Below are 25467 nucleotides of genomic sequence, written 5' to 3'. Positions count from 1 at the left end.
GTTTGCCCTTGGACAGCGAGACGATCTTTGCTGCGAGCGCCGTTGCCATCGGGGATGTCGCTCTTGCCATCGAAGGTCCGCCGGGGAGCGGCAAATCATCGCTCGCGCTTGCTCTGATTGACCGGGGCGCGCTTCTGATCGGCGATGATGCCGTGCGTCTTAAGTTTGAGAGTGATCACCTTTTAGCCTGCCCTCCCCCGAATATTGAGGGGCTTTTGGAGGTGCGCGGCGTTGGCCTTTTCGAAATGCCTTTGAGCCCCCCTCGCCCGCTCGCGCTTGTGCTTTCATTGGGCCTTGGCGGCGAACGACTGCCTGAAAATGCTCCTGCACGTACGATTTTGGGCGTGGATGTGCCCGCACTCACCTTTTACCCCGGTACGATAGCGCCAGCCGTGCGGGCTGAGATGGCGCTTGAACGCTTCGGGCGAAGCGGCGCCGATCTGTCCCGTCAGGGGCCGCCACACACTTAGCCCTCTTCCCTTTCGGTTAGAAAAGCGCGAATAGGGCGCTTAGATTATGGCTGAACCGTCACCATCCACTGATACACGCCAGAGGCTTCTGCTGGTCACCGGGCTTGCCGGGGCTGGCAAATCAACTGCGCTTGATGTGCTCGAAGATCTTGGCTGGGAGACGATCGACAATTTTCCCGTGCGGATGCTCGACCGTCTGGTTGGGGAACCCGGCCATGGGGGTGCACCCCTGGCAATCGGCTTCGACTCACGAACGCGCGGATTTGTCCCACACGAAATCATCACTCTCATCAAACAACTCGCGCTGCGCGATGACCTTGACCTCACCTTCCTGTTTATCGACTGCAAAACCAGCGAGCTTGAGCGGCGCTATAACGAGACGCGCCGACGCCATCCGATGGCGCAGGATCGCACGGTGCAGGAAGGGATTGCGGCCGAACGTGAACTGCTTGAACCGCTGCGCCGCTGGGCCGAAGTCATGGTCGATACAAGCGAGCTTACCTCGAACGATCTGCAAACGCGTATCCGCGAGCTGTTTGGCAAAGACCATAAGGCAGAGCCAAGTCTCACCATTTCCAGCTTCGGGTTTGCGCGCGGTATGCCTCCGCTTGCCGATCTTGTCTTCGATATGCGCTTTCTCGACAATCCGCATTGGGTTGAGGATCTGCGCGACAAGACCGGCCTTGACCCTCAAGTGGGCGAGCATATCGAAAAAGACCCCGCCTTTGGCAGTGTTTTTGAACAGATAAAATCGCTGCTTTTAACCGTGCTGCCGCGATATGGCGCACAAGGAAAAGCCTATGTTCACGTCGCTTTCGGCTGCACCGGGGGTAAACACCGTTCGGTCTTTACTGCGCAGGCCATGGCAAAGGCCTTGCGCGATGAAGGCTTTTCGCCCACTGTCCGCCACCGCAATTTAAGCACGCGGGCCGCTGATGCGGTTGAGGAACCCGCCACGAGGATCGATGGCACAGCGGATAAGGGACTTGGCCGTGACACGGATTAAGGACTTGCATTGCATGGCAGTGTTAGGGTTAGCGACGCGGCGATCCGATGGCAGGGTCGCACATTTCTTCAACGGCCAATGGGTACAAGCGGACTAAAGTCGAAGATATGATCGGTTTGATCCTCGTTACGCATGGCCGTCTGGCGGACCAGTTTGTCGAAGCAATGGAACACGTTGTCGGTGAGCAATCGGCGGTGGAAACCGTGTGCATTGGCCCCAATGATGACATGGAACAACGCCGCAATGACATTGCGCAGGCGATTGAAACCGTGGACACCGGGCGCGGCGTCATCATCCTTACCGACCTTTTCGGAGGCACGCCGTCCAATCTGGCGATCTCTTTGCTGGATGCAGGCAAGGTCGAAGTGATCGCTGGGATAAACTTGCCGATGCTCATCCGCCTCGCGGGGGCACGCAAGAATTTGAGCGTTGTCGATGCGGTCGAAGCCGCTCAAACTGCAGGGCGCAATTACATCACGGTTGCAAGCGAACTCTTGGGCGCAGACAACACCGCGCGCGCGGCGAGCGGCGGGAACTAAAGGGCACGCCATGGGGGAACAGCGCCAAACCGTCACCATCGTCAACCAACGCGGCCTTCATGCACGGGCGAGTGCGAAATTCGTGGGTGCTGTCGCCGCACTACCTGAAGGCGCGGTTGTCAAAGTTGCTAAAGACGGCAATGAAGCGGCCGGCGGCTCGATCCTGGGGCTGATGATGCTTGGCGCTGCCAAAGGCGACACGATCGAGATCATCACCGATGGTACCAACAGCGAGGCCGTTCTGGCTGAGCTGGTGGCGCTGGTTGAAGACGGCTTTGGCGAAGACTGAGCGCGGCGTTCCCATGCGCAAGCATATCTCCGGTTTTTCTAATCCTACGGTCAAATATCTGCGCTCACTGCGGGAGAAGAAACTGCGCAAGCGCGCCGGTCAATTCCTCGTCGAGGGTCTGCGCCTGCTCGAAGATGCGCGGGTCAGCGGCTATGTGCCGCGCACTCTGGTGATGGCCGAAGGGCGCGATCCTCACCCTCTGATTGAGGGGTTGGAGCGCGAGGTTGCAGGCGCGGGCGGCGAAGTGATCACCACCACGCCCGACATCCTTTCGAAGATCACAGGCAAGTCTAACGCGCAAAGCGTCGTCGGTGTATTCGATGAATTCGATACTTCGCTCGGCGCGGTGGACAGGAGTGGCGCGAAAATCTGGCTGGTCGCACAGGACCTGCGCGATCCGGGCAATCTTGGCACCATGCTGCGCACAGGCGATGCGGTGGGAGCAGGTGGGCTCATCTTGATAGACGACTGCGCCGACCCGTTCAGCGCCGAAGCGGTGCGGGCGAGCATGGGCGCTCTGTTCACGCAAAAGTTAGCGCGGGCGCGATGGGACGATTTTGTGCCTTGGTTGAGAGGCGGCGAAACCAGGGGCGGCTCCGGTCAATTGGTAGCGGCAAGCCTGCGCGATGCCGTGCCCTATCGTGGAGCCGATTATCAGGCGCCCTGTTTCATCATGGTAGGCAACGAATCGCAAGGCCTGCCAGAAGCGTATGAGGCCGAGTGCGACCTTCGCGTCACCATGCCGATGAAAGGCCGCGCGGACTCGCTGAATGCTGCCGTTGCGGGTGCGGTTTTGGCCTATGAAGTGCTCGACAAATTGGACGCTTGATCAATCACCAGCGATAAAATGCGTGATGCGCCATGCGCCATCTTCAGCGGCGGCAAGCAAACGATAATCGACGAGCGAGCGAAGCAGGGCCCTGTCAGCAAAGCCGCGTGTTCCGTCAGCACGGCGAATTTCAACGAGCGCTGGGTCTTCTCCCAATTCTACGCTCTCAAGATAAGCAACGAGCTCCACTGCCTCCCAATCGAGATGGGTAAAGACAGCGCCTGCTGTCTGCGCCGAATAGAGCGGAACCTTAGAGCCCGTGACGATATATGTTCCATAGGACTCATAACCGTCTGGCATTGGTTTCACCCAGTAAAGCGGCATGGCGATCGAACCATCATCATAGGCCCCGCAACCCAGCCGCAGCACTGCATCCAATTCTGCCCACAGGTTGTAATCAGGCGACAATAAACGCCCCTGCATTTCGTTCCAGCCTGATCCCCCACCGAAATCAAGCACGATATTCTCATCGACAATTCCGCGAAGCATCTCTGCGTTGCGATTGGCGACAGCCGTTGTGAGAGTGCGCACAAAATCACTCGCGCCCGTCAACTTCGCGCATTCGTTGCGCGGTGCCAGATGTTCGGCTTGAACGGGCGCGCTCAGCGCAAACGCGGCCAAGACGATCGTGATCACGCGTGTCATAAATGTCATTCGGCCGCGTCCTGCTTGCTCTCAAGCATGAAACCCTCGTCCTCATCGTCGACCGCCTTCGCATCCGCCGCATTATAGCGCGGGGTGCTTTCGACAAGTGGCACTTCTTCGATCTCGCGCTTGCCGATTTCGACGCCTTTTTCTGCGAGACGCTTGCCTGAAGAAAGGACATTGCGTTCAAAGCTGCCTACAAATTTGTTGTAATTGTTGACCGCTGTCTCAAGCCCCCCGCCAACGCGCTTGAGGTGCGAGGCTGCGGTTTCCAGGCGACCGTAGAGCTCTGCCCCCATGCGCCCGATTTCCTGTGCCTCTTTGGCAAGGCCGTCCTGCCGCCAGACCTGCGCGACGGTGCGCGCGATGGCGACGAGGTTGGTGGGCGTTGCAAGCAAAACCCGGCGTTCGAAAGCAAAGTCCCACAAAGTCGGGTCAGCGTCCAAAGCGGCGGTCACAAAATGTTCGCCGGGAATGAACATGATGACGTAATCGGGCGCTTCTTCGAATTGGCTCTGATAGCTTTTCGCGCCCAATGTTTGCACGTGGTTACGCATGGATTTCGCGTGCGCGTCCAGCTCGCGTTTGCGCGTCTCGTCGTCATCGGCCTCGAAGGCTGCCTGATAGGCGTTGAGCGACACTTTGGAATCGATCACGAGCTTCTTTTGCCCCGGCACATTGATGATCGCATCGGGACGAAGCCTTCCCTCATCGGTGTCAACCGAATGCTCCATCATAAAATCGGTGTGCTCGGCCAGCCCGCATTGTTCGAGCAGGTTTTGCAAAGCCCGCTCCCCCCAACGCCCGCGCGCCTTTGGCGCATTGGTCAGTGAATTGCCAAGCCGCTGCGCCTCGCGCCGGACCTCTTCCTGCCCCTCGCGCATGGATTGAATAAGCCCATGGAGTTGTCCGAAAGCATCGGTACGCTTGGCCTCCAGCTCGCTGACCTGCTTTTCATAAGACGCGAGCCTTTCGCCAACTGGATTGAGCAACGCCTTGATCTTCGCCTCGCCCGCTTCCTCGGATTGGCGGAAGCGTTCTTCGGCGCGGCGCAGGAACGCTTCCTGATTTTCGCGGAGCACTTCGGCGCCAGCTGCTTTGAATTGATTGGTGAGCTCCTCGCGCGCCTCGCTCAAAAGGCGCTTTTGCTCTTCAAACGCTTTTTCCCGCTCCTTCGCGGTCGCATCAAGCTGAGAATAGCGTTCGGACAGAGCCATGCGTTTGGTGCGCTCTTCGCCTAGCTCTCGTTCAAGCGCTTCCGCCTGCCCTGCCCTTACCTCAACGGCGGCAAGCCGAGACTTCGTATCGCCAAGGCTCACCTCAAGCTCGCGCGATTGGCCCTCGCTCGATGCAAGGCGCTCCTTGAGATCAGCAGCTGTGCGCGAGGCAAAGAACAAAGCCCCCCCGCCCCCGAATAGAAGCCCAACAAGCAAAGCGATGATGAGAAGAATCGGATTTTCCATGCTTCTTTATAGCACGGAACAAATACGGAACACTAGTGCTTTGTTGGATATCCCCGGCAAAGAAGCTGGATCCCCGCCTGCGCGGGGATGACGGTAATGGAGAGGTATGCGCCAGAACGGTTCACAGGACCGCAAGCACGACCGTGCGCCCGCAGGTGGCCCGGAGCGAAGCGAAGGGAACAGCACCGAGGACGAAGGCGCGGATGCGTCTTCGCAAAACAAACTATGCGGCCTGACGTATTTTCTTCAGCTTCTTCAGCATCATATTTCGCTTGAGGCGTGAGAGATGGTCGATGAAGACGATGCCTTCCAAGTGATCCATCTCGTGCTGGAGGCAGGTCGCCATAAGGCCCGTCAGATGCTCCTTGTGGTGGTTGCCGTCCAAATCCTGATACTCGACCGTGCAAGACGCCGGGCGATCCACATCGGCGTATATTTCGGGGAGCGAGAGGCAACCTTCCTGAAAGGTGCTCATTTCCTCTGTTTCAGGCGTGATCACCGGATTTATGAAGACACGTGGCTCTTTCTTCGTCGCGGGATGGGTGTGCTTGTGCCCGTCATGCTCGCATTCGACAGGCTCGCCGTCCGGGTCTTCTGGCTGCAAGTCGATGACGAGAACGCGTTTGGGCACAGCGACCTGGATCGCTGCAAGCCCAATGCCGGGGGCATCGTACATCGTCTCAAACATATCTTCGACAAGTGTTTTAAGCTCGTCGTTGAACTCTTCCGGTTTGACGGGTTCAGACACAAGTTTGAGCCGGGGATCCGGCACTTCAATGATTTCGCGTATAGCCATGAGGGCGATTTAGTGAGTGAAGTCGTGCGGGGCAAGCGCAAGCGTTCGATCATAGTGATCGAAATTGCCCACCCCGCTGCGACTAAGCCAGCAAGCTGGCAAGTCTCGCTCCCCTCCCGCTTGCGGGAGGGGTTGGGGTGGGCCCTAACCCACTGGCCGCCGTGCCCGGAGTGCCTGAGCCAAAGTGCCCTCGTCGAGGTAATCGAGCTCCCCGCCCACAGGCAGGCCGTGAGCAAGCTGCGTAATGCGGACCTGATGCTCCTCGAGCCGCTCAGCAAGGTAGTGGGCAGTGGTTTGTCCCTCTAACGTTGCATTCATCGCAAGCACGACTTCGTCCACCTCGCCAGTCGCCACCCGGTCAATCAGCGATGGAATGTTGAGGTCTTCCGGACCAATGCCATCGAGCGCTGAAAGTTTGCCGCCAAGCACATGATAGCGCCCCTGAAACAGCCGCGCGCGGTCCAATGCCCAAACGTCGGCCACATCCTCCACAACGCACAGCGCCTTTGCATCGCGGCGAGGATCGGCACATATCCCGCAAGGGTTTGTCGTGTCCACGTTCCCGCAAACCTCGCATTCGACGAGCGATTGGGAAACGCTGTCGAGCGCCTCCAGCAAGTCTGGCAAAGCGCGCTCTCGGTTCTTGACCAGCCACAGCACAGCTCTCCGCGCGCTGCGTGGACCAAGGCCCGGAAGGCGCGCCAATACGCTGGATAGTGCTTCGATCTCTTGCGATGCCATGTGGGGAGAGATAGGGCGTGCAGCGAAATTCACAAAGGTTTGCTGACGCTCTTATGCGCATTGTTTTTATGGGAACGCCCGATTTTGCGGTGCCTGCACTGGAGGCTCTCCACGAGGCAGGTCACGAAATCGCCTGCGTCTACACCCAGCCGCCAAGCCGTTCGGGCCGGGGCAAGAAGCTGCGTCCCTCTCCGGTTCAGGCAAAAGCCGAGGAGCTGGGGTTTGAGGTGCGCCATCCCAAATCGCTGCGAAGTGATGAGGCTAGGTCCGAGTTTGCCGCGCTTGGTGCCGATATTGCGGTGGTTGCAGCCTATGGCCTGATCCTGCCGCAAGCGGTGCTTGATGCGCCGACGCATGGCTGTCTCAACATCCACGCCTCACTCCTGCCGCGCTGGCGGGGCGCTGCGCCGATCCACCGCGCGATCATGGCGGGCGATGAGGAGACGGGCGTTACCATCATGCAGATGGAGGCAGGGCTCGATACCGGACCCATGCGGCATATCGTGAGGACGCCGATTGGGGCGAAGACCACTGGCGAGATGTTTGAAGAGCTTGGCGCGATGGGCGCAGAGGCAATGGTTGAGGTATTGAACGACCTTGATGCTTTTCCGCCTGTGGTTCAGGATGATGCCCAAGCGACGCACGCCGCCAAGATCGACAAGGCCGAAGCGCGGATTGACTGGTCGCGGCCTGCAGGTGAACTGGTTCGCCATATTGCAGGGCTCGCGCCCTTCCCCGGCGCCTGGTTTGAGCTTGGTGACGAGCGGGTGAAGCTGCTTCTGGCTGAAGAAGTAGCGCTTCCCCGCGAAGGCGGGGATCCAGCAGAGACAAGCACTTCGGACGCCCTGGGCCCCCGCCTTCGCGGGGGAGCGGATGCTGGCACGGTATTGGACGATGACTTCACCATTGCGTGCGGTGAAGGCGCGATCCGCCCATTGAAACTCCAACGCGCGGGCAAGCCAGCGATGAGCCGCGAGGATTTCTTGCGCGGGCGACCAATTGAGCCAGGGACTGTTCTCAAGTGACCCGTTACGCGCTGACCATAGAATTTGACGGGACGCCGTTCTACGGGCTTCAGCGGCAAAAGCAGGGCCCAAGCGTCCAGCAGTCTATCGAAGAGGCGCTTCATCGCATTACCGGCGAAGAGGTCGTGCTTCATTCAGCAGGGCGCACCGATGCAGGCGTTCATGCGCTGGGGATGCGCTCCCATGTCGATCTTGCAAAGGAAATGGACCCGTTTCGCTTGTCCGAAGCGCTTAATGCGCATCTTCGCCCAGAGCCCATCGCGATCCTCGACGCTCAAATCGTGCCCGACGACTGGCACGCGCGGTTTTCATGTATTGAGCGCCGCTATGTCTATCGCATCTGCAACCGGCGCGCGCCCTTGACCTTTGCCAAGAAGCAGGTGTGGCACGTGGCAAAGCCGCTTGACGACGAAGCCATGCACCGCGCTGCGCAAAGCCTTGTGGGACGCCATGACTTCACCACTTTCCGTTCTGTGCAGTGCCAATCGAAAGACCCGGTCAAGACATTGGACCGCCTCGATGTCGAGCGAGATGGCGACGAACTGCGAATCTATGCTGAGGCTCGGAGCTTCTTGCATCATCAGGTCCGATCCATGGTCGGATGCCTTAAATTGGTGGGGCAAGGGACATGGGACGAAGCGCAGATCGGCCATGCCCTAGCGGCAAAAGACCGCCGCGAATTAGGGCTTAACGCACCGCCTCATGGGCTCTACTTTGTTGAGGCGATTTATCCCGACGGTTAGTCCAATTATGCGACAAACGGCCTGAGGCTAAAAACAAAAATTCAATGGAAAGAGGACATTTATGACCACCGGCAAACAGCTTTTCACGACGCTTTCGAGCGATGGCAAATTGACCCTTGAGGTGAGCGAGGAAAGCTTCGCAGAGCCCAAAGGCAATCAGGTTCTGGTCAAGATGGAAGCAGCACCCATCAATCCATCGGACCTTGCCATCCTCACCAGCGCAGCGGATTTCGAGAATGCGGAATATTCCGATGGCAAAGTCGTAGCTGCCATGCCCGAACCCTTCCTTTCCGGCCAGAAGGCGCGCTTTGACCAACGCCTGCCAGCAGGAAACGAGGGCGCAGGCACCGTCGTTGCCACTGGCGACAGCGATATGGCCAAAGCGCTTATGGGTAAGCGCGTCGCTTGTGTACCCGGCAATGCGTTCAGCCAATATGCGATTGCCGATGCGATGATGTGCTTGCCGCTTGGCGACCACTCTTGCGAAGACGGGGCAAGTTCTTTTGTTAACCCCATGACCGCGCTTGGTTTTGTTGAGAATGCCAAGATGGACGGGCAAAAGGCGATTGTGCACACGGCGGCTGCGTCGAACCTTGGTCAGATGCTCATCAAAATCTGCGCAGAAGACGGCATTGAGCTGGTCAATATTGTGCGCAAGTCCGAACACGTCGAAATGCTCAAAGGTCTTGGCGCGAAATATGTCGTCAACTCTTCCGACGATGATTTCATGGATCAACTGCGCTCTGCAATTGATGCAACCGATGCGTTCTATGGCTTTGATCCCATCGGCGGCGGCAAGGCGACGGACACCGTTTTCAAGGCGATGGAGCAGGTCGCCGTATCCAAAATGACCGAATATTCACGCTATGGCTCCAATCAGGAAAAGCGGATGTTCATTTACGGCCGCCTCGATATGAGCCCAACAATGCTGACCCCGTCTTATGGCTTTGGCTGGACGCTTTCGGGCTGGCTTCTCACCCCGTTCCTTCAAAAAGCCGGGATGGAAACGGTTGGTCGTATGCGCCAGCGTGTGCTCGACAATCTCACGAACACTTTTGCCTCAAGCTATAAGGCGAAAGTGAATTTGCACGAGATGCTGACCAAAGAGGCGATCCTAGATTATCGCCGGATGAAAACTGGCGAGAAGTATCTCGTCACGCCTTGGGCGTAAGGTAGCGCGGTTTGAGGCCCACCCCCAACCCCTCCCGCCCGCGGGAGGGGTGCAAGACTTGCCGAACTGTAGGTGAGGCCTAGTCGCAGCGGGGTGGGCCTTCCGGCACTCTAACCCCGATCAAACGCTGCCTGAATGGAGGCCGCGTCCGTGATCCCATTGGCGATAAGCACCATCAGCAAGATACGCGCCTTAGCAGGGCCTTGAGCGCGAGCGGCAATGAAGCCGTAAGCGTCATCGTCCACCTCGACATTGCGGTCGACCAACCCCTCATCCACCCGCGATGAACGGACCACCGGGGCACCGTCTTTGACCGCTGCACCTAACGCATCGAGCACGCAGCCGGGGGCATTACCCTGCCCCATGCCAGCAAGCACAATTCCAGAGCAGCCAATGCCGAGAAGCGCCTCGACAGGCTTTGCATCCATGCCCGCGCCAGCGGTGAGGATAGCAACGCGCGGAAGCGCCTTTGGCCAGGCGTAGCGTGCTGGCTCTCCCACCCGTGTCGCACCGCCAAACCAGTCGAGGCTGGATGGCGTTACCCGCGCGATTGGTCCCCTTGGATACCCTTTGAAGGCGTCGATGTTGGATGTCGCCGCCTTGCGCACATCCTTGGCGGCAAACACCGTGTCGCCCATGACGAGTAAAGGCCCCCGCCCGCTCGCGTCCGTATCGCTCGCGACGCGAACAGCGTTAGCAAAGTTGCGCATCCCATCTGCGCCAACCGCGCCCGCAGGACGCATCGCTCCGACCAGAACCAAAGGCTTGCCCGCCGCCAATGTGAGGTCGAACAAATAGGCGGTTTCTTCCGCCGTATCGGTGCCATGAGTGATGAGAATGCCTTCGATTGTGGCATCGTTCTGCGCCGCGACGATCTCGCGATGAAGCGCGTCCCATACCGGCCAGCCCATATCCTGTGACCCGATTTGCGCGATTGGTTTAGCAATAAGCTCAGCCTCAAGCCCAAGCCCGGCTAAACCTTTAAGCATATCTTCGAGGGCAAGCTCACCTGCGGCGTAAGACCCGTCGGTCGCGCTGGACGCGCTTCCTGCTATCGTGCCGCCAGTGCCAAGGACAAGGAGCCTTGGACGCTTAGCGGTCAACGGAAGGGGACCATACGCGGGATATGCGCCGCAGCCAGCAACACGCCGCCGACAACGGTGAGAAGCGTCTCATCCGCGCCAAATTCAGGGGCGAAGACACCGGCGACCAGAAAGGCAATACCAAGCCCCGCTGGTGCGACGAAGGACAGCCCGCGCGCACCGACATCACGAAACGGCACGCTGGCTGAAATCACTGTCGCAAGGCTTGCAAAGAAGATGTGAACCCACTCCGCATCGGCCATCGCAGCCAGAAACGGCGCAGCGCTTGCGATCACAGGAAGCGCGAGGCAATGGAAAATGCACAACCCGCTCAGGGCTGTTGCCGCATGATCGCTTTTGGTTGTGGAGTTCATGATATAATATATCGCCTCTGCTATGCGCTGCAGATAGGCGTGATGGTCCCTTGCGTCAATGCTTAAGGCCGCGCGACTTGTCTTAGCCGATTTCTGTGTCCGGGCCCCGGCAAAGCAAGTCTTGGCAATTACATTGAATGAAGCAGTGAAAATGTCATCCGGTGCTCTTATATTGAAAAGATACCAACAAGGGATTTCCGTCATGCCATCAGCACAGTTCTCCGCTGCCAACCGCCGCCAGTTCCTCGCCGCCACCAGCAGCGCTTTTGCAGCGCTCGTGGCAAGCGGATGCACGACGCGAGGCGCGGGGCTCGCAACTGCCGCGCCCGCTTCTCCTGCCTCGGGTTTTTCCGGCTATGGCCCCTTGGTGAAAGACCCCAATGGATTGCTCGATCTACCGGAAAGGTTTTCCTATCGCGTAATCTCCAGCCTTGGCGATGCGATGGATGATGGAGGCACCGTGCCTGATAAAGCGGACGGCATGGGCTGTCTCGACATCGGAAATGGTGAGATTGTTCTGGTCCGCAACCACGAACTTGTCCCGACCGATGATGCTGGCGGCCCGATTGCGAAAGGATACGGCACGCGCAACGGCGAAATCGTTCCCGGCGGGACGACCAATATCGTGCTCGATGCGGAGACGTTGAAGGTCAAACGCCAGTTCCGCACGCTCGGCGGGACGATCCGCAATTGTTCTGGCGGCGTAACACCCTGGGGATCATGGCTCACCTGCGAGGAAGCGCCAACGGGTCCGGGCCAACGCTATGGCGATGGGCTCGCGCTCAATCACGGCTGGACCTTTGAAGTGCCCGGCGATGCGACTGGCCTTGTCGACCCCGTACCCTTGAAAGCCATGGGCCGTTTCAACCACGAAGCTGCCTGTGTCGATCCGGTCACGCGCTTTGTCTTCCAAAGCGAAGACCGCGACGACAGTGTCTTTTACCGCTTCATCCCCAATGTCCCCGGCGAGCTTTCCAAAGGCGGCAAGCTTCAAGCGATGGTCATTGAAAACGGCCCTGCCGACACGCGCAATTGGTCCGGCTCCACCATGCCGCTTGGCCAGCCGTTCAATGTGAGCTGGATCGACCTTGACGATGTTGAAGCGCCCAAGGACGATCTTCGCACGAGAGCCGCGGCGAAAGGTGCAGCGGTGATCGCGCGCGGCGAAGGGCTGCATATGGGTGAAGGTGAGCTGTACATCTGTTCGACCAGCGGCGGTGCAAAAGGACTGGGCCAGATATTCCGCTTGTCGCTCGGCGGTGGAAGCACGCCAGACCGCTTCGAACTGTTCTTCGAAAGCGAGAGCAAGGAGCAGTTCAACTATGGCGACAATCTGTGCGTTGCGCCAAACGGGCACCTCGTTGTTTGCGAGGACCAATACACCGATGTGGTCGATAACCATCTGCGCGGGATTACGCCTGATGGCCGGGCCTATGACCTTGGCCGCCTGAATGTGCAGACCGAGCTTGCAGGCGCGTGCTTTGCGCCTGATGGCAAGACGATGTTTGTAAACGCCTATGCGCCGACCCGGACCCTCGCAATTACGGGGCCCTGGGTCGAAGCCTAGTACTTACATCGATGCTCTGATCATAGCTTCGAAGTCTTCGGCAGAGGCGCGGCGTGGGTTGCCGCGCGCTGCAAGATCGGCGAGCGAATATTGCACCATTTCGGCAATGTCGTCTTCAACGATGCCCATCTCGCCAAGCCCTGATGGGATACCGATTTCGGCGTTGAGATCGGCGATGGCCTGAGCGATATCGGCACCCGGCTCAAGCCCCATGGCTTGACGCAGGCGGACGTATTTTTCCTCGCACTCACCTTGGTTAAAGCGCAGCACTTCGGGCAGGAAAATTGCATTCAGCGTGCCGTGGTGCGGATTGACGCGCTTGATGCGACCGGCCGCGTGGCTCATCGCGTGAACCGCGCCAAGGCCTTTCACGAATGCAAAAGCGCCCTCGGTTGAACACATCATCATATGCCAGCGCGCATCACGGTCAGACCCATCTTTTACTGCGCGCGGCAGATATTGCATCCCGCGCCACAGGCCATCCAAGGCGACACCTTCGGCGGGCGGATTAACGTTAGGCGTCAGAAACGCCTCGATGCAGTGGGTGATCGCATCCATGCCGGTCGCCGCGGTCATCATCGGAGGCAAGCCCATGGTCAACTCAGGATCGCAAATCGCCGCCTTCGGGATGAACAGAGGGCTTGCGAAAGTCATTTTGCGCCCGTCTTCGAGGATGATCACAAATCCGACAGAAACCTCGCTACCCGTGCCAGAAGTGGTGGGAACAGCGATAAGCGGGGTCATGCCCTTGATGTTGCGCGCGCCGCCTTGAAGCGGGTCATATTGCTCAAGCGGGCCGCCGCTTGCTGCAAGAAGGCCAACCGCTTTGCCAAGGTCCATCGAAGACCCGCCGCCAAGCGCGATAATCCCGTCGCACCCTTCGGATTCGAAAAGCGCCAGCGCTTTTTTCACGGCTTCTTCGGTCGGGTTGCCGGGCGTTTCATCGAACACGACCGCATCGCCGCCCATTGCCGTTTTAACCGTGTCGACAATGCCAACTTTTACAAGGCCGGCGTCGGTTGCGATAAAAGGCTTGGTGATGCCAGCCTTCGCCATTTCCTTGGGCAACAGCTCAAGCGCGCCAAAGCCGAATTGCGTGGTGGTCAGATATGTGAGTGTGGCGATGCTCATGAAAAATCCCTCTATTCTCGTCGCGGCGGTTCTTGAGGGTTCGCGCCCGCCTTTGCAAGCCGGTTTTGGCGGCTTTTTGTGACGACCTGTTAACACAGCAGGATGGCGGCTGCATCAGACCGGTTGCAAGTGCAACCAAGCGGTTCTACTCAAACGCCCATCCACCCCCTCTCCGAGATGAGGAACCTTGATGAAAGCCACCAAACTCTTTGCCGCAACGCTTCTTCTAGGCAGCGCGCTTGCTCCGTTTGCTGCAGCGCCTGCCGCTGCGAAAGAAGGGATGTTCACCCCTGCACAGCTCCCCGACATCGCCGATCAGTTGGAAGAAGCCGGGCTTGAGCTCGATCCCGATGATCTGACTGACCTCACCGGCTTTCCGATGGGCGCGGTTGTTTCGCTGGGCGGGTGCTCGGCAAGTTTCGTGTCGCCTGAAGGATTGGTGGTCACCAATCACCACTGCGCGCGCGGCTCAGTGCAATACAATTCGACGGCTGAGAACAACTATCTTGAAAACGGCTTTCTAGCAGAGACGAAAGGCGCCGAACTTCCCGCCGCGCCCGGCAGCCGCATCTATGTGACGACAGAGCTCACCGACGTGACGGATCGCGTGCGCGAAGGCACGCTCGAAATGGAACCGACCGAGCGTTACCAAGCGATTGAGCAGCGTCGCAAAGACATCACCGCTGAATGTGAAAGCGAGCCTGGCTTCCGCTGTCTCGTCGCAAGCTTTTATGGCGGCGCGGAATACACTTTAATCAAACGTCTCGAAGTGCGCGATGTGCGCCTTGTTTACGCGCCCGCCGACTCAATCGGGAAATATGGCGGCGACATCGATAACTGGCAGTGGCCGCGCCACACGGGCGATTTTTCCTTCTACCGCGCCTATGTCGCGCCCGATGGTTCGGCAGCTGACTACAGCGACGAAAACGTGCCTTATGCGCCCGAACACCACCTTAAAGTGAACGCCGCGAGCGCTGAGAACGGCGGGCTGGATGACGGTGATTTCGTTATGGTCGCAGGCTACCCCGGTTCGACAAACCGCTACACACTTCTGGCCGAGGTTGAGAACACCTTTGGCTGGACCTATCCGACGTTCCAGGGGCTTCTTACCAGCTGGATCGAGACAATCGAAAACGCCGCACCAGAAGGCTCCGATGCGCGGGTGAAGTATGAAAGCCGCCTTGCGGGCCTCAACAATTACGAGAAAAACCTTCGCGGGCAAATCGACGGTGCGCGCCGGGTGGGCCTGGTCGAACGCCGCCGCGAGCGTGAAGCGGCGCTGGCCGAATGGATTGCAGCCGATGAAACGCGCGCCGACTACGCTCCCGCTATCGAAGCGTTGACTGAGCTTTCAGTGGAAAGCGCCACGGCAGATCGCACCAACTTCTGGTACAACAACGCCACGCGCCCTGCGCTTTTGTCAGCGGCACAGCGCCTTTATCGCCTGTCCAAAGAGCGCGAGCTTCCCGATGCCGAGCGCGAGCCCGGCTATCAGGAACGCGACATGACCTTCTTCCGCCAAGGTTTGCAGGCGCTCGACCGGCGTTATGATCCAGCGGTGGACATGGCAGAATGGGAGCTGTTCCTGACCGGCTATCTCGCCCAGCCCGCCGAAGAGCGCGTTGCAGTGTTTGACGAGGCGCTTGGCCTCACCGACGAGACGACGGCTGAAGATCTGCCTACCCTTCTTGCGCCCTTTTACGAAGACACCGGGCTTGGCGATGGCGAGACACGCCTTGCGTTGATGGAAGCGGATGCGGCAGCCTTCGAGGCGAGCGATGATCCCTTCGTGAAGCTTGCTGTTGCGCTTTATGATTACGAACGCGGACTTGAGGACGAGAGCAAGGAACGCGAAGGCCGCGCGCTGGCGCTTCGCCCTGCTTACATGGAAGCGATCACCGCATGGCAGCGCGAGGAAGGTCGCCTGCCTTACCCCGATGCGAACTCAACCCTGCGGATCACATTTGGCAACGTCATGGGCGGGTCGCCATTTGATGGGATGGCCTACCTCCCCTTCACCACATTGGAAGGGATCACCCAAAAAGATACCGGGATCGAGCCGTTCAATTCGCCGCAAAGCCAATTGGACGCAATCGAAGCCAAGGAATATGCGGGCTATGAGCTTGAATCGATTGGTTCTGTGCCGGTCAATTTCATGTCGGACCTTGATGTCACCGGCGGGAACAGCGGCTCTGCAACCCTGAACGCACAAGGCGAGCTTGTCGGCCTTTTGTTCGATGGCACCTTTGAAAGCGTCAATTCCGACTGGGATTTCGACCCACGCACCACGCGTTCGATCCACGTCGATTCGCGCTATATGCTGTGGGTGATGGAAAAGATCGACGGTGCAGAAAACCTCATCGAAGAAATGGATGTGGTTCGCTAAAACGCGCCATTTCTTCGCTTCGGCGCTTTTGACACTTGACCGGGGCGCGCCTGCACCTTAGTTGGCGCGCTCCGACCGGCGAATTGGCTGATACGTGAACACTGGTTGGGGCGATTAGCTCAGTTGGTAGAGCATCTCGTTTACACCGAGAGGGTCGGCAGTTCGAGCCTGTCATCGCCCACCAGTTTCCCGTGACACAAAATCATCCGGGGGATGATTTTGGTCGGGAAACTCCCGAGCAAAGCGAAGGGGTGTGGCGCAGTAAGCGCGCACCTCAATCCAGAGCTTCTCTCAAGCCCCGACAGGCTCTACCTCAGTCTGGTGCGCTGGCTCAGAAAGCTCGTCATCTTCGACCTTGCGGAAACGGTAAGCGGCAAAACCCTTCATTGGAGGCGGTAATTCAATCCCTGCGAGCGCTAGCGTGCCCTCAGCGAGAAAAACCAGCTCCTCATTTCCGAAAAGATCATAGCGATTGGTCGAGTGGCTGATGGCAGTTACGCGATAAGTCTGACCTTCACGAAGCAAATGATCAATGGGCACCAACGGGAGAATAAATCCCTTTTTCGGCTTCGCATCAATGCAAACCACCAAGTCACCCACACCAATCATCGCAAACACCTCCAGAGAGTGCGATATTCTGGGCGACTTAACAAATTCATATCATTGCGAGATCGCTTCCTTCACCTGAGCAATCGCTTCTTCGCTGTCCCATTCATAACCACCTGCAACGCGCAGAACCTCTTTACCATCGGCATCGAACAGCACCGTTACCGGAAGCAAACCGCCATCCGAAAACTCGACCGCCAGATCATTTTGCGGGTCGAGCCACTGTTCCAGATGGCGGAAATTGCGGCTTTCAAAGAACGGCACCACAACGTCCGCACCGCGATTGTCCTGCGAAATGGTGAGCACCCTCACCTCGCCCTCCATCTCTGCCGCCAATTGATCGAGTGCGGGCATTTCCACCACGCACGGCACGCACCACGTCGCCCACAGATTAACCAGCACGGGCTGATCCAGCTCACCAAGGTCAAGCGTATTGCCCTCTGGGTCATTGAATTTGAGCGCTGGAAGCTCGGTCCCGGCGAAAGCGCGCACCATTTGCCCTGGCAATTGCGGTGGAGCGGCATTTTCACCCGAAGTAGCAGCGCTTTCTTGCGCGGCGGGCTGAGCGCCACTATCGCACCCTGCAAGCGCCAGAGCGGCAAGACTGATAAAAGCGATAGAGCGGACCATGAGCAACTCCACAAACGGCGATCAACCCACCACCCAGTCAAATACGATGTGGGGCGGGCGTTTCGCTGATGGACCTAGCGCGATTATGCGCGAAATCAATGCTTCGATTCCCTTCGACAAGGCGCTTTGGCGTCAAGACATCGCCGCCTCAAAAGCCCATGTAGCCATGTTGGCCGCGCAAAATATCGTGAGCAGCGAGGACGCAAAAACCATCTCCGATGGCCTCGACCGGGTTGCGGCCGAATATGAAGCCAACGGGGTGCCGGAAGACTGGGACCTTGAAGACATCCACATGACAACCGAGGCGCGGCTTGCCGAATTGATCGGGCCAGCCGCAGGACGCCTGCACACCGCGCGCAGCCGCAACGATCAAGTGGCAACCGACTTCAAGCTCTGGGTGCGCGATGCGATAGACCGTGTCGACGCGGGGCTCAAAGCGCTCCAGGTGGCGCTCGTCACCCGCGCTGATGAAAACGCGGGCTCGATCATGCCGGGCTTCACCCATTTGCAAACCGCGCAGCCAGTGACCCTTGGCCACCATCTCATGGCCTATTACGAAATGATCGCGCGCGATCGTGATCGTTTTGCCGATGCGCGGCGGCGCCTGGCGCTGTGCCCTCTGGGAAGCGCGGCTCTCGCCGGCACGGGCTTTCCGATTGACCGCGAAATGACGGCTCAGGCACTTGGCTTTGATGGGCCAACGCACAACAGCCTTGATGCTGTATCTGATCGTGATTTTGCCCTCGATTACCTCATGGCGGCCAGCCAATGCTCTCTGCATCTTTCGCGTTTGGCCGAGGAGCTAATCATTTGGGCGAGCCAACCTTATGGCTTTGTGCGGATGCCGGATGCACTTTCCACCGGTAGCTCGATCATGCCGCAAAAGAAAAACCCCGACGCCGCTGAGCTGGTCCGCGGCCATGCCGGGCGGATCGTGGGATGCGTGACGTCGCTGATGATTTCGATGAAGGGTCTGCCGCTCGCCTATTCCAAGGATATGCAAAACGATAAGCCCCCCGTGTTCGAGGCGGCGGGCCTGCTTGATCTGTGCATCGCTGCGATGACCGGAATGATCGCGGAGACGACGTTCCACACTGACCGGATGCGCGAGGCGGCTGAACTTGGCTATGCCACCGCGACCGACCTTGCCGATTGGCTGGTGACACAAGCCGACATCCCGTTTCGCGAGGCGCACCACATCACTGGCGCTGCGGTCAAAATGGCAGAGAGCCGAGGGATTGCCTTGGACGCGCTGCCACTGGCCGACCTCAAAACAATTGATGACCGGATTGACGAGCGCGTCTTTGCCGCGCTGTCGGTCGATGCTTCGGTCGCCGCGCGAAAGAGCTATGGCGGAACCGCACCGGAACAGGTACGTTTGCAAGTCAAGCGGGCGCGCGCTTCGCTTGGGATGGAGGACTGATGGCGACATCTATCAAACCTTTTCTGGTTCTCGGCGTGTCGGGCCTTGGGCTCGCGCTTGCCTCGTGCGGTGCGCAGGCCCCCTTGCAACCGCTTGCCAGCAATGAGCGTCCCGTTGCCCCTTACGGCGAAGTGGACAAGCCCGATGCCGAGCAATTGCTCGAACTGCCGACACTCGCCGCTCCTGAACGCAGCGTAGAACTGCGCCGCCGGTCAGAGGAGCGCGAAGACGATCCTTTTGACCTTCCACCTGATTAAAGACCTCCCTCACCCATGGACCATTTTTCGATTCAAAACGGCGTAATGCACGCCGAGGACGTGCCGCTGCCGCGCATCGCTGAGGAAGTGGGCACGCCCGTGTATGTATACTCACGCGCCACGCTGGAGCGTCATGCGCAGGTGTTTCGTGATGGCCTGAAAGATGTGCCCGACAAGCTTATCGCTTTCGCGGTCAAAGCCAATCCGAACCTGGCCGTCCTGAAGGTGTTGCAACGTCAAGGTTACGGCGCTGACGTTGTTTCGGTGGGTGAAATGCGCCGGGCACTTGCGGCGGGGATTGCGCCGGAGAAGGTGGTGTTTTCGGGGGTCGGGAAAACCCGCGCCGAATTGATCGCTGGGCTTGAAGCAGGGATCGGCCAATTCAACATCGAAAGCGAAGAAGAAGGCATTGAGCTTGCCGAGGTTGCTCGCGAATTGGGGCTTGAGGCGCAGTGCACGCTTCGCATCAACCCCGATGTGGACGCTGGCACCCATGACAAAATCTCTACCGGGAAAGCCGACAATAAGTTTGGCGTTCCCATAAGCCAGGCTGGACAGATCTTCGGCAAACTGGCGAGCGAAGGCGGCGTGAACTTGCGGGGCGTTGCCGTTCACATCGGCAGCCAGCTTGGCGATTTGGCTCCGCTTGAAAATGCCTTTGCCAAAATTGGCGAGCTTGTCAGCGCGCTGCGTGGAGCCGGTCACACGATCACCCATGTTGACCTCGGCGGTGGGCTTGGCGTGCCTTACAAACAAGGCGAAAACCTCCCCTCCCCTGCCGAATACGGTGCAATGGTTGCGCGGCTGACGAAGGATTGGGGCGTTAAACTGATCTTTGAACCGGGCCGCGTGATTGCGGGCAATGCGGGCGTTCTGCTGACCCGTGTGGTGCGGGTGAAGCGCGGGATCAAGGACCCTTTCGTGATCGTCGATGCGGCGATGAATGATCTCGCGCGACCGGCGCTTTATGGTGCATATCACGATTTCACCGCCGTGGAGCCAAATGGGCGCGACATGACAGCCAATATCGTCGGGCCCATTTGTGAAACCGGCGACACCTTTGCGATGGGCCGCTTGTGCGATCATCTTGAAGCGGGCGATTTGGCCGTGTTCCGCACTGCTGGCGCTTATGGTGCGACGATGGCATCGTCATACAATTCGCGCGGGTTCGTCGCCGAGGTGTTGGTCGATGGCGATAAATATGCCGTCGTCGCAGACCGGATTGATGCAAGCTCGATCATGGATGCAGAGCGCGTTCCCGAATGGCTAGCTTGATTTATTGACGTGAGCGAATTGCAAAGCCTTCCCCTGTTTCACAATCTGAAAGGCCAGAAAGTTCTGGTACTGGGCGAAGGCGAGGCAGCAGAACCCAAGCGACGCTTGGTGGAGCGCGCAGGCGCGATCATCGAAGACGATCAGCAACGCGCCATCGATGAAGGCGTGCGTATCGCCTTTGTCGCTTATGAAGATGCAAAGGCGTGCGAGGTTTCGGCGATAAACCTTCGCTGTGCCGGGATGTTAGTGAACGTCGTTGACCGCCCTGAACTGTGCGATTTCACAACGCCGAGTATTCTGGATCGCAATCCGGTTTTGATTGCGGTCGGAACGGGCGGCGCATCAGCGGGCCTTGCCAAGCATCTGCGGCTGAGGCTGGAGCGGATTTTACCAAGCTCTTTGGGCGCGCTTGCCCGTGCGCTTTACGATGCCCGGCCGAAGCTGCGCCAACGTTTTCCAAATGCGGCCGAACGACGCCGCGCTCTGGATGGGGCGCTTCGCGAAGGCGGCGCGCTCGATGCGCTTGACGAACGGTCCAGCGAGAAGGTCGGGGCATGGCTTGATAATGGTGCAACCACGAAGAGCGCTGATACCCTTGCGATAAAGCTTATCGGCGATGATCCGGAAGAGCTGACGCTGCGACAGGCGCGAGCGTTGGGAGAGGCCGATGTGGTTTGCTCAGAAGCCGGAACACCGCCCGAAATCCTTGCCCGCGCGAGGGCCGACGCAGTTCGGGTCGTGTGCGCCAAAGAGCCTGCGTGCAGGCAAGATCAGTGTCCCTACGCCGCTCCGGACGGGCTCACCGTCATCATCCGGTGCCCTGACTGAATCAAACAAACCCCCACCAAACAGGACGCCAAACAGTTGGTGCGAGCCTTTATGGCTTGAGGGTGAGTCCGGGCCCGCACCGGGGGACCGCAATATTCTAGGCCGCCTCAGCGGCCTCGACCTCTGGCCCGTGCACTTCTTTGAAATAGCGCGCCATCGCCAGCCGTGATCGATCGCTTAAAGCAATAAACGCGCGGCGTTTGTCGCCGGGGTCAGACTTTCTCTCAAACACGCCGCTGTCGACCAATTGTTTGATCCAGCGAAGCGCCGTGGTCGCAGGAACCATAGCCGCGATACACAGGCTCGTGACTGAGACGTTCTTTTGCTCTCCCTCTGCCGCTGTGAGGTCGAGGAGCATATCCCACGCCGGGTCTGCGAAAAGATCGCCATCAAAGAATTTGGCACGTGCCTGACGCCGGGCGATCATAGCCCGCACCATTTGCGGGTCGGGAAGCTGCGTCTTTAGATCTGACCCAAGAACAAGCCTGTCTTTAGCGACAGAATTGAAGAGCCTGTTCTCCTCAGGTCCGCGAAATTCACGCTTGAAGTCCGACAGCGTTTCTTGCGAGCTTTCGCGTGAATGACCGCGCGGCCCGGAAAGTTTGTCCAATTCATGCGCAATCGCGTCAACCTGGCGCGAGAGATAAAGCAGGCTCAAGCGGTCTTCTTCTGTCATTTCGCGCACCCTCGCATTGCCGATCTGCGACAAGGTCCGGCCAACCGCCACCAGACGTTCAGCACGGCTGGGCTCCACCAAGATTTGAGGCTTTGATTGATCAAGAGCCGCAAACACACTTTCCAGCGCATCCAAAGACGTGGTGACAATCAGATGGGCACCAGCTGCGCCCACACGCATATCAAGCCGCGCCAAAGCCGCCAGATTGCCCGCATCCACCTGAGGACAGTCGACCATGACGACATCACCAAGCAGGCTGATCGGGCCATCAATCAAAGCGGTGAGCGCCCCGCCCTCAACACAGCGAAACCCAGCACCCGACAGATCATCGCCAATCTCTTCGCGAACCCAGGCGCGGTCAGAATAAATCGCAACGCGTGCAGGCAAGCCGGATGCATCTTGCGCGCAGTCATAGGAGAAATCTGCAGTCGAAGTGTCGGTATTGAACATCGAATCGCCCCTTTTCTTGAATAGAACAAGAATAGAACAAAGAGTGATCATGTCAAGACTGGAGCAAGACTTCGCCGTTTTGGCTCAAAATATTTGAACCTTTTCGGGCATTTGCGCGACTACACAGACACGATGAGCAATTCGGCTGCCTCTGAACAAACAACGCCTCCTGCCGCCTCGGCGCTTTACGACGAATGGCTCGTTATGATGGCGCAAGGGGGCGATAGGCAGGCGGCAGCGATGCTGTTCCGGCGTTGGAACCCACGGCTTGCGCGAGCTGCGAGGCGTTACGGCATCGGGGATGAGGCGGCGCTTGATCTGGCGCAGGAATGTTGGGTCGCAATCCTCAAAGGCATAGGAAGATTGGAAGACCCTCGGCGATTTCGTTCTTACGCATTTGCCGTGCTGCATCGCAGGGGCGCAGACCACATTCGCACATCCTTGCGCGAACGCAGCGCCGTGGAGCAGCACCGTGAAGAGAGCGCCGACACCCCGCATAGTGATGCGAGTGAGCGCGCTGCCATTGCGCAAGGGTTCGCGAAATTGCCACGCGAACAACGCATCGCGGCCCATCTGTTTTTCGTCGAAGGGCTTACTTTGCGTGAAATCGCGCACGCCCAATCGATCCCTGAAGGCACGGCGAAAAGCCGAATTTTCAACGCGCGAAAGGCTTTGAAGGCCGCGCTTAAACCCGATCCATGAAGGAGAATGACTTATGTCCGATACTGACCGTAAAATCGCCGAAGCGCTTGATGATGATGACTATGCGTTTCTGACAAAGCTTGAAGGGGATCGCGGGTTGTTCCAGCAAATTGGTGACAGTTGGCACGGCCCGCTCGGCGGCTGGGCGAAGCTCATCTTTGGCTTTACCTTTGCGCTTGGGATGCTGTTCCTCTTCGTTGTGTGGCAGGTCGTGCACACCAGCCATCCGATGGCTCATGCCATGTGGGCGATTTCCGGTGTCGCGTTGCTCGTGATTATCGGTTTTGCCAAGGAATGGATGTTTGCGCGCATGAATATGCTCACCATCCTGCGCGAGATTAAGCGCCTGCAGGTGCAAGTGGCTCTTTTATCGGAAGAAAAGAACGCTGACTAAGGTCGGATTTCGATGGGTGTGCCGTTGGGCACGATTTGCCAGAGCTCTTCGATCTCTTCGTTGGAGAGCGCGATGCACCCATCGGTCCAATCCCCGCTCATCCGGCCATAGTCAAGGCCGTTGGGCTGGCCGTGGATGAAGATGTCTCCGCCAGGCGAAAGGCCATATTGCGAGGCATAAGCGCGGTCGCGCTCATTAGGATAGGAGATACGCAAGGACAGGTGAAACCGGCTTTGCGGATTGCGCCAATCGATGCGGTACACCCCTTCAGGCGTGCGCTCATCGCCTTGAAAACGCTTGTGCCCCTTAGGCGCGTCGCCAAATTGCAAGCCGCGATAAGCGCGGATGGGTTTGCCCCCGCTATAAGCAACAAGCATCCGCTTCGTTTTGTCGACGATCAGATAATCGGCAAGCGGAATGGTCTTTTGCGGCGCAGGGATGTTGCGCATGGCATAGCTGCCAGCGGGACGCATGGGATCGCCGCCCGCCGTCGCCACCCGTTCGGGCGCGCTGGTGCAAGAGGCGATCAAAAGAGCAAATAAAAGAGCGGCGAGCTGTTTCATCGCAGTCAGAATAGCGCCAAGTGGCTAATCCAACAATTACCTGACGCCCTGTGGTCTCTGCGTGGGACAGAAACCGCGCGATACGACGTAGCCTTTAATCCTCAAACGGATCGCGGATAAGGATCGTATCCTCGCGCTCCGGGCTGGTTGAGACAAGCGACACCGGACACTCAATCAACTCTTGCACGCGTTGGATATATTTGATCGCATTCGCCGGAAGATCGGCATAGGAGCGCGCACCAACGGTGCTTTCGCTCCAGCCTTCCATCTCTTCATAGATCGGCACAACATTGGCCTGATCGGCGGCGTGGCTCGGCAGGTAGTCATAGACATTGCCGTTCAAACGATAGCCAGTGCAGATTTTGACCGTCTTGAGCCCATCAAGAACGTCAATCTTGGTAAGTGCAACGCCCGTGACGCCAGAAACGGCGCAGGATTGACGCACAATCACAGCATCGAACCATCCAACGCGGCGTTGGCGCCCCGTAACGGTGCCAAATTCATGGCCGCGCTCGCCAATGCCTTGTCCAATCTCATCGTTGAGTTCGGTAGGGAAAGGACCGCTGCCAACGCGCGTGGTGTACGCCTTCACGATGCCGAGAACAAACCCGGTTGAGTTAGGCCCAAGCCCGCTGCCGCTCGCCGCTGTGCCGCTGACAGTGTTTGAGCTGGTGACGAAGGGATAGGTGCCGTGATCAACGTCAAGCAGAACGCCTTGCGCGCCTTCGAACAGGATCTTTGCCCCTGCTTTGCGCACTTTCTTCAGCCGCTTCCAAACCGGCTGAGCGAAGCGCAGGACAAACGGTGCAACCTCGCGCAGTTCCTCAAGCAGTTTTGCCCGGTCAACGGGCGGCTGATCAAAGCCAGCGCGCAGCGCATCGTGATGGGCGCAGAGGCGGTCAAGCTGCGGTTCAAGATCGTCGAGGTGCGCCAGATCGCAAACACGGATTGCACGCCTGCCAACCTTATCCTCATACGCAGGGCCGATACCGCGGCCCGTCGTGCCAATTTTGCCCTTACCAGCCGCGGTTTCGCGAAGTCCATCAAGGTCGCGGTGGAGCGGAAGGATCAGCGGGCAATTGTCAGCCACAGCGAGGTTGTCGGCGGTGATTTCGACCCCTTGCCCCTCAAGCTTGGCGACTTCATCGCGCAAAGCCCATGGGTCCAGCACAACGCCATTGCCGATCATGCTCATCGTGCCTGACACGATCCCTGAAGGGAGCAGCGAAAGCTTGTAAACCTCGCCATCAATAACAAGCGTATGGCCTGCATTATGGCCGCCCTGAAAGCGGACAACCGCATCGGCGCGGCTGGCGAGCCAATCGACGATCTTGCCTTTACCCTCGTCGCCCCACTGGGCGCCAATCACGGTGACGTTGGCCATGTGCAATCTTGCTTTCTGTGCT

The 25467-nt window shown here is 58.6% G+C and carries 28 protein-coding genes and 1 tRNA gene; 17 read left to right on the top strand and 12 right to left on the bottom strand.

From position 1 onward, the window contains the following. Positions 1-2 precede the first annotated feature (2 nt). From INR77_RS06990 to INR77_RS06970, 5 genes are all read left to right on the top strand, one after another. Entirely contained in the window at positions 3-470 is a 468-nt protein-coding gene (locus INR77_RS06990; protein WP_255573975.1) for an HPr kinase/phosphorylase, read from the top strand. Between the two features lie 46 nt (positions 471-516). Further along, positions 517-1476, top strand: coding sequence for an RNase adapter RapZ (gene rapZ / locus INR77_RS06985; protein ID WP_223073166.1), 960 nt, complete (start codon positions 517-519; stop codon positions 1474-1476). A 107-nt stretch (positions 1477-1583) separates the two neighbouring features. Beyond that, positions 1584-2015 carry a PTS sugar transporter subunit IIA gene (locus INR77_RS06980; RefSeq protein WP_223073446.1) on the top strand — a complete coding sequence of 144 codons (432 nt, stop codon included), beginning with the start codon at positions 1584-1586 and terminating at the stop codon, positions 2013-2015. Positions 2016-2025: 10 nt separating this feature from the next. Continuing rightward, positions 2026-2304: an HPr family phosphocarrier protein gene (locus INR77_RS06975; protein WP_223073165.1), complete on the top strand. Its 279-nt coding sequence runs from the start codon at positions 2026-2028 to the stop codon at positions 2302-2304. A 13-nt stretch (positions 2305-2317) separates the two neighbouring features. Beyond that, on the top strand, positions 2318-3133 hold the full coding sequence (locus INR77_RS06970; protein WP_223073445.1) for an RNA methyltransferase: 816 nt from the start codon (positions 2318-2320) through the stop codon (positions 3131-3133). On the opposite strand, the gene INR77_RS06965 is transcribed toward INR77_RS06970, so the two are convergent. The 4 genes from INR77_RS06965 to recR form a co-directional block, all read right to left on the bottom strand. After that, positions 3134-3787 carry a hypothetical protein gene (locus INR77_RS06965; RefSeq protein WP_223073164.1) on the bottom strand — a complete coding sequence of 218 codons (654 nt, stop codon included), beginning with the start codon at positions 3785-3787 and terminating at the stop codon, positions 3134-3136. Next, complete coding sequence (rmuC, locus tag INR77_RS06960) at positions 3784-5241, bottom strand: DNA recombination protein RmuC (protein WP_223073163.1); 1458 nt, start codon at positions 5239-5241, stop codon at positions 3784-3786. The genes INR77_RS06965 and rmuC overlap by 4 nt, the downstream gene beginning before the upstream one ends. A 223-nt stretch (positions 5242-5464) precedes the next feature. Continuing rightward, positions 5465-6037, bottom strand: coding sequence for a peptide deformylase (locus tag INR77_RS06955; protein WP_223073162.1), 573 nt, complete (start codon positions 6035-6037; stop codon positions 5465-5467). 144 nt (positions 6038-6181) lie between these two features. Continuing rightward, positions 6182-6778, bottom strand: a complete 597-nt coding sequence (gene recR, locus INR77_RS06950; protein ID WP_223073444.1) for a recombination mediator RecR — start codon at positions 6776-6778, stop codon at positions 6182-6184. Positions 6779-6831: 53 nt separating this feature from the next. On the opposite strand from recR, the gene fmt reads away from it, so the two are divergent. From fmt to INR77_RS06935, 3 genes are all read left to right on the top strand, one after another. Then, positions 6832-7803, top strand: a complete 972-nt coding sequence (fmt, locus tag INR77_RS06945) for a methionyl-tRNA formyltransferase (protein ID WP_223073161.1) — start codon at positions 6832-6834, stop codon at positions 7801-7803. After that, positions 7800-8546, top strand: a complete 747-nt coding sequence (gene truA, locus INR77_RS06940) for a tRNA pseudouridine(38-40) synthase TruA (protein WP_223073160.1) — start codon at positions 7800-7802, stop codon at positions 8544-8546. The genes fmt and truA overlap by 4 nt, the downstream gene beginning before the upstream one ends. Positions 8547-8607: 61 nt before the next feature. After that, a complete protein-coding gene (locus INR77_RS06935) occupies positions 8608-9717 on the top strand; it encodes a zinc-binding dehydrogenase (RefSeq protein ID WP_223073159.1) in 1110 nt (369 codons plus the stop codon). Positions 9718-9827: 110 nt separating this feature from the next. Here the strand turns inward: INR77_RS06935 and INR77_RS06930 are convergent, their stop codons facing one another. Both INR77_RS06930 and INR77_RS06925 read right to left on the bottom strand, forming a co-directional pair. After that, positions 9828-10820 carry an asparaginase gene (locus INR77_RS06930; protein WP_223073158.1) on the bottom strand — a complete coding sequence of 331 codons (993 nt, stop codon included), beginning with the start codon at positions 10818-10820 and terminating at the stop codon, positions 9828-9830. Further along, a complete protein-coding gene (locus tag INR77_RS06925; RefSeq protein ID WP_223073157.1) occupies positions 10817-11173 on the bottom strand; it encodes a MerC domain-containing protein in 357 nt (118 codons plus the stop codon). Before INR77_RS06925 ends, INR77_RS06930 begins: the two co-directional genes overlap by 4 nt. 202 nt (positions 11174-11375) lie before the next feature. Here INR77_RS06925 and INR77_RS06920 point away from each other — a divergent pair, with 202 nt between their 5' ends. Further along, positions 11376-12740 carry an alkaline phosphatase PhoX gene (locus INR77_RS06920; RefSeq protein WP_223073156.1) on the top strand — a complete coding sequence of 455 codons (1365 nt, stop codon included), beginning with the start codon at positions 11376-11378 and terminating at the stop codon, positions 12738-12740. Between the two features lie 3 nt (positions 12741-12743). On the opposite strand, the gene INR77_RS06915 is transcribed toward INR77_RS06920, so the two are convergent. Continuing rightward, entirely contained in the window at positions 12744-13871 is a 1128-nt protein-coding gene (locus tag INR77_RS06915) for an iron-containing alcohol dehydrogenase (RefSeq protein WP_223073155.1), read from the bottom strand. Between the two features lie 190 nt (positions 13872-14061). Between INR77_RS06915 and INR77_RS06910 the strand changes: the two genes are divergently transcribed. Next, positions 14062-16257 carry a S46 family peptidase gene (locus INR77_RS06910; RefSeq protein ID WP_223073154.1) on the top strand — a complete coding sequence of 732 codons (2196 nt, stop codon included), beginning with the start codon at positions 14062-14064 and terminating at the stop codon, positions 16255-16257. Positions 16258-16365: 108 nt separating this feature from the next. Continuing rightward, positions 16366-16441: transfer RNA gene (locus INR77_RS06905), tRNA-Val, on the top strand. 107 nt (positions 16442-16548) lie between these two features. Here INR77_RS06905 and INR77_RS06900 read toward each other — a convergent pair. Both INR77_RS06900 and INR77_RS06895 read right to left on the bottom strand, forming a co-directional pair. Further along, positions 16549-16797 (bottom strand): hypothetical protein, encoded by a 249-nt coding sequence (locus INR77_RS06900; protein WP_223073153.1) that lies wholly within the window; start codon positions 16795-16797, stop codon positions 16549-16551. A 120-nt stretch (positions 16798-16917) separates the two neighbouring features. Continuing rightward, a complete protein-coding gene (locus tag INR77_RS06895) occupies positions 16918-17493 on the bottom strand; it encodes a TlpA disulfide reductase family protein (protein ID WP_223073152.1) in 576 nt (191 codons plus the stop codon). 46 nt (positions 17494-17539) lie between these two features. On the opposite strand from INR77_RS06895, the gene argH reads away from it, so the two are divergent. Genes argH through INR77_RS06875 form a run of 4 tightly spaced genes read left to right on the top strand, consistent with a single transcriptional unit; the run spans position 17540 to position 21276 of the window. Further along, on the top strand, positions 17540-18916 hold the full coding sequence (argH, locus tag INR77_RS06890) for an argininosuccinate lyase (RefSeq protein ID WP_223073443.1): 1377 nt from the start codon (positions 17540-17542) through the stop codon (positions 18914-18916). Then, on the top strand, positions 18916-19173 hold the full coding sequence (locus INR77_RS06885; RefSeq protein WP_223073151.1) for a hypothetical protein: 258 nt from the start codon (positions 18916-18918) through the stop codon (positions 19171-19173). The genes argH and INR77_RS06885 overlap by 1 nt, the downstream gene beginning before the upstream one ends. 15 nt (positions 19174-19188) lie before the next feature. Next, on the top strand, positions 19189-20448 hold the full coding sequence (gene lysA / locus INR77_RS06880) for a diaminopimelate decarboxylase (protein WP_223073150.1): 1260 nt from the start codon (positions 19189-19191) through the stop codon (positions 20446-20448). A gap of 9 nt (positions 20449-20457) precedes the next feature. Next, positions 20458-21276 (top strand): bifunctional precorrin-2 dehydrogenase/sirohydrochlorin ferrochelatase, encoded by an 819-nt coding sequence (locus tag INR77_RS06875; protein ID WP_223073149.1) that lies wholly within the window; start codon positions 20458-20460, stop codon positions 21274-21276. A gap of 97 nt (positions 21277-21373) precedes the next feature. Here INR77_RS06875 and INR77_RS06870 read toward each other — a convergent pair whose 3' ends face one another. Then, entirely contained in the window at positions 21374-22402 is a 1029-nt protein-coding gene (locus INR77_RS06870; RefSeq protein ID WP_223073148.1) for a MarR family transcriptional regulator, read from the bottom strand. A 93-nt stretch (positions 22403-22495) separates the two neighbouring features. Between INR77_RS06870 and INR77_RS06865 the strand changes: the two genes are divergently transcribed. Together INR77_RS06865 and INR77_RS06860 are read left to right on the top strand one after the other, a co-directional pair. Continuing rightward, positions 22496-23104, top strand: coding sequence for an RNA polymerase sigma factor (locus INR77_RS06865; RefSeq protein WP_223073147.1), 609 nt, complete (start codon positions 22496-22498; stop codon positions 23102-23104). A 13-nt stretch (positions 23105-23117) separates the two neighbouring features. Beyond that, complete coding sequence (locus INR77_RS06860; protein WP_223073146.1) at positions 23118-23498, top strand: DUF6768 family protein; 381 nt, start codon at positions 23118-23120, stop codon at positions 23496-23498. Here INR77_RS06860 and INR77_RS06855 read toward each other — a convergent pair. Both INR77_RS06855 and INR77_RS06850 read right to left on the bottom strand, forming a co-directional pair. Beyond that, positions 23495-24061, bottom strand: a complete 567-nt coding sequence (locus INR77_RS06855; RefSeq protein WP_223073145.1) for a murein L,D-transpeptidase family protein — start codon at positions 24059-24061, stop codon at positions 23495-23497. The genes INR77_RS06860 and INR77_RS06855 overlap by 4 nt on opposite strands. Before the next feature lie 94 nt (positions 24062-24155). After that, positions 24156-25445 (bottom strand): adenylosuccinate synthase, encoded by a 1290-nt coding sequence (locus tag INR77_RS06850; protein WP_223073144.1) that lies wholly within the window; start codon positions 25443-25445, stop codon positions 24156-24158. Between the last annotated feature and the right edge of the window lie 22 nt (positions 25446-25467).

The organism is Erythrobacter sp. SCSIO 43205 (genome assembly GCF_019904235.1).
Taxonomy (GTDB): domain Bacteria; phylum Pseudomonadota; class Alphaproteobacteria; order Sphingomonadales; family Sphingomonadaceae; genus Erythrobacter.
This window is presented reverse-complemented; position numbering and strand designations above follow the sequence as displayed.

Coding starts and splice junctions, on each gene's coding strand:
- rapZ (WP_223073166.1), top strand. CDS start 517: ATGGCTGAACCGTCACCATCCACTGATACACGCCAGAGGCTTCTGCTG.
- INR77_RS06980 (WP_223073446.1), top strand. CDS start 1,584: ATGATCGGTTTGATCCTCGTTACGCATGGCCGTCTGGCGGACCAGTTT.
- INR77_RS06975 (WP_223073165.1), top strand. CDS start 2,026: ATGGGGGAACAGCGCCAAACCGTCACCATCGTCAACCAACGCGGCCTT.
- INR77_RS06970 (WP_223073445.1), top strand. CDS start 2,318: ATGCGCAAGCATATCTCCGGTTTTTCTAATCCTACGGTCAAATATCTG.
- INR77_RS06965 (WP_223073164.1), bottom strand. CDS start 3,787: ATGACATTTATGACACGCGTGATCACGATCGTCTTGGCCGCGTTTGCG.
- rmuC (WP_223073163.1), bottom strand. CDS start 5,241: ATGGAAAATCCGATTCTTCTCATCATCGCTTTGCTTGTTGGGCTTCTA.
- INR77_RS06955 (WP_223073162.1), bottom strand. CDS start 6,037: ATGGCTATACGCGAAATCATTGAAGTGCCGGATCCCCGGCTCAAACTT.
- recR (WP_223073444.1), bottom strand. CDS start 6,778: ATGGCATCGCAAGAGATCGAAGCACTATCCAGCGTATTGGCGCGCCTT.
- fmt (WP_223073161.1), top strand. CDS start 6,832: ATGCGCATTGTTTTTATGGGAACGCCCGATTTTGCGGTGCCTGCACTG.
- INR77_RS06935 (WP_223073159.1), top strand. CDS start 8,608: ATGACCACCGGCAAACAGCTTTTCACGACGCTTTCGAGCGATGGCAAA.
- INR77_RS06925 (WP_223073157.1), bottom strand. CDS start 11,173: ATGAACTCCACAACCAAAAGCGATCATGCGGCAACAGCCCTGAGCGGG.
- INR77_RS06920 (WP_223073156.1), top strand. CDS start 11,376: ATGCCATCAGCACAGTTCTCCGCTGCCAACCGCCGCCAGTTCCTCGCC.
- INR77_RS06915 (WP_223073155.1), bottom strand. CDS start 13,871: ATGAGCATCGCCACACTCACATATCTGACCACCACGCAATTCGGCTTT.
- INR77_RS06910 (WP_223073154.1), top strand. CDS start 14,062: ATGAAAGCCACCAAACTCTTTGCCGCAACGCTTCTTCTAGGCAGCGCG.
- INR77_RS06895 (WP_223073152.1), bottom strand. CDS start 17,493: ATGGTCCGCTCTATCGCTTTTATCAGTCTTGCCGCTCTGGCGCTTGCA.
- argH (WP_223073443.1), top strand. CDS start 17,540: ATGTGGGGCGGGCGTTTCGCTGATGGACCTAGCGCGATTATGCGCGAA.
- INR77_RS06885 (WP_223073151.1), top strand. CDS start 18,916: ATGGCGACATCTATCAAACCTTTTCTGGTTCTCGGCGTGTCGGGCCTT.
- lysA (WP_223073150.1), top strand. CDS start 19,189: ATGGACCATTTTTCGATTCAAAACGGCGTAATGCACGCCGAGGACGTG.
- INR77_RS06870 (WP_223073148.1), bottom strand. CDS start 22,402: ATGTTCAATACCGACACTTCGACTGCAGATTTCTCCTATGACTGCGCG.
- INR77_RS06860 (WP_223073146.1), top strand. CDS start 23,118: ATGTCCGATACTGACCGTAAAATCGCCGAAGCGCTTGATGATGATGAC.
- INR77_RS06855 (WP_223073145.1), bottom strand. CDS start 24,061: ATGAAACAGCTCGCCGCTCTTTTATTTGCTCTTTTGATCGCCTCTTGC.
- INR77_RS06850 (WP_223073144.1), bottom strand. CDS start 25,445: ATGGCCAACGTCACCGTGATTGGCGCCCAGTGGGGCGACGAGGGTAAA.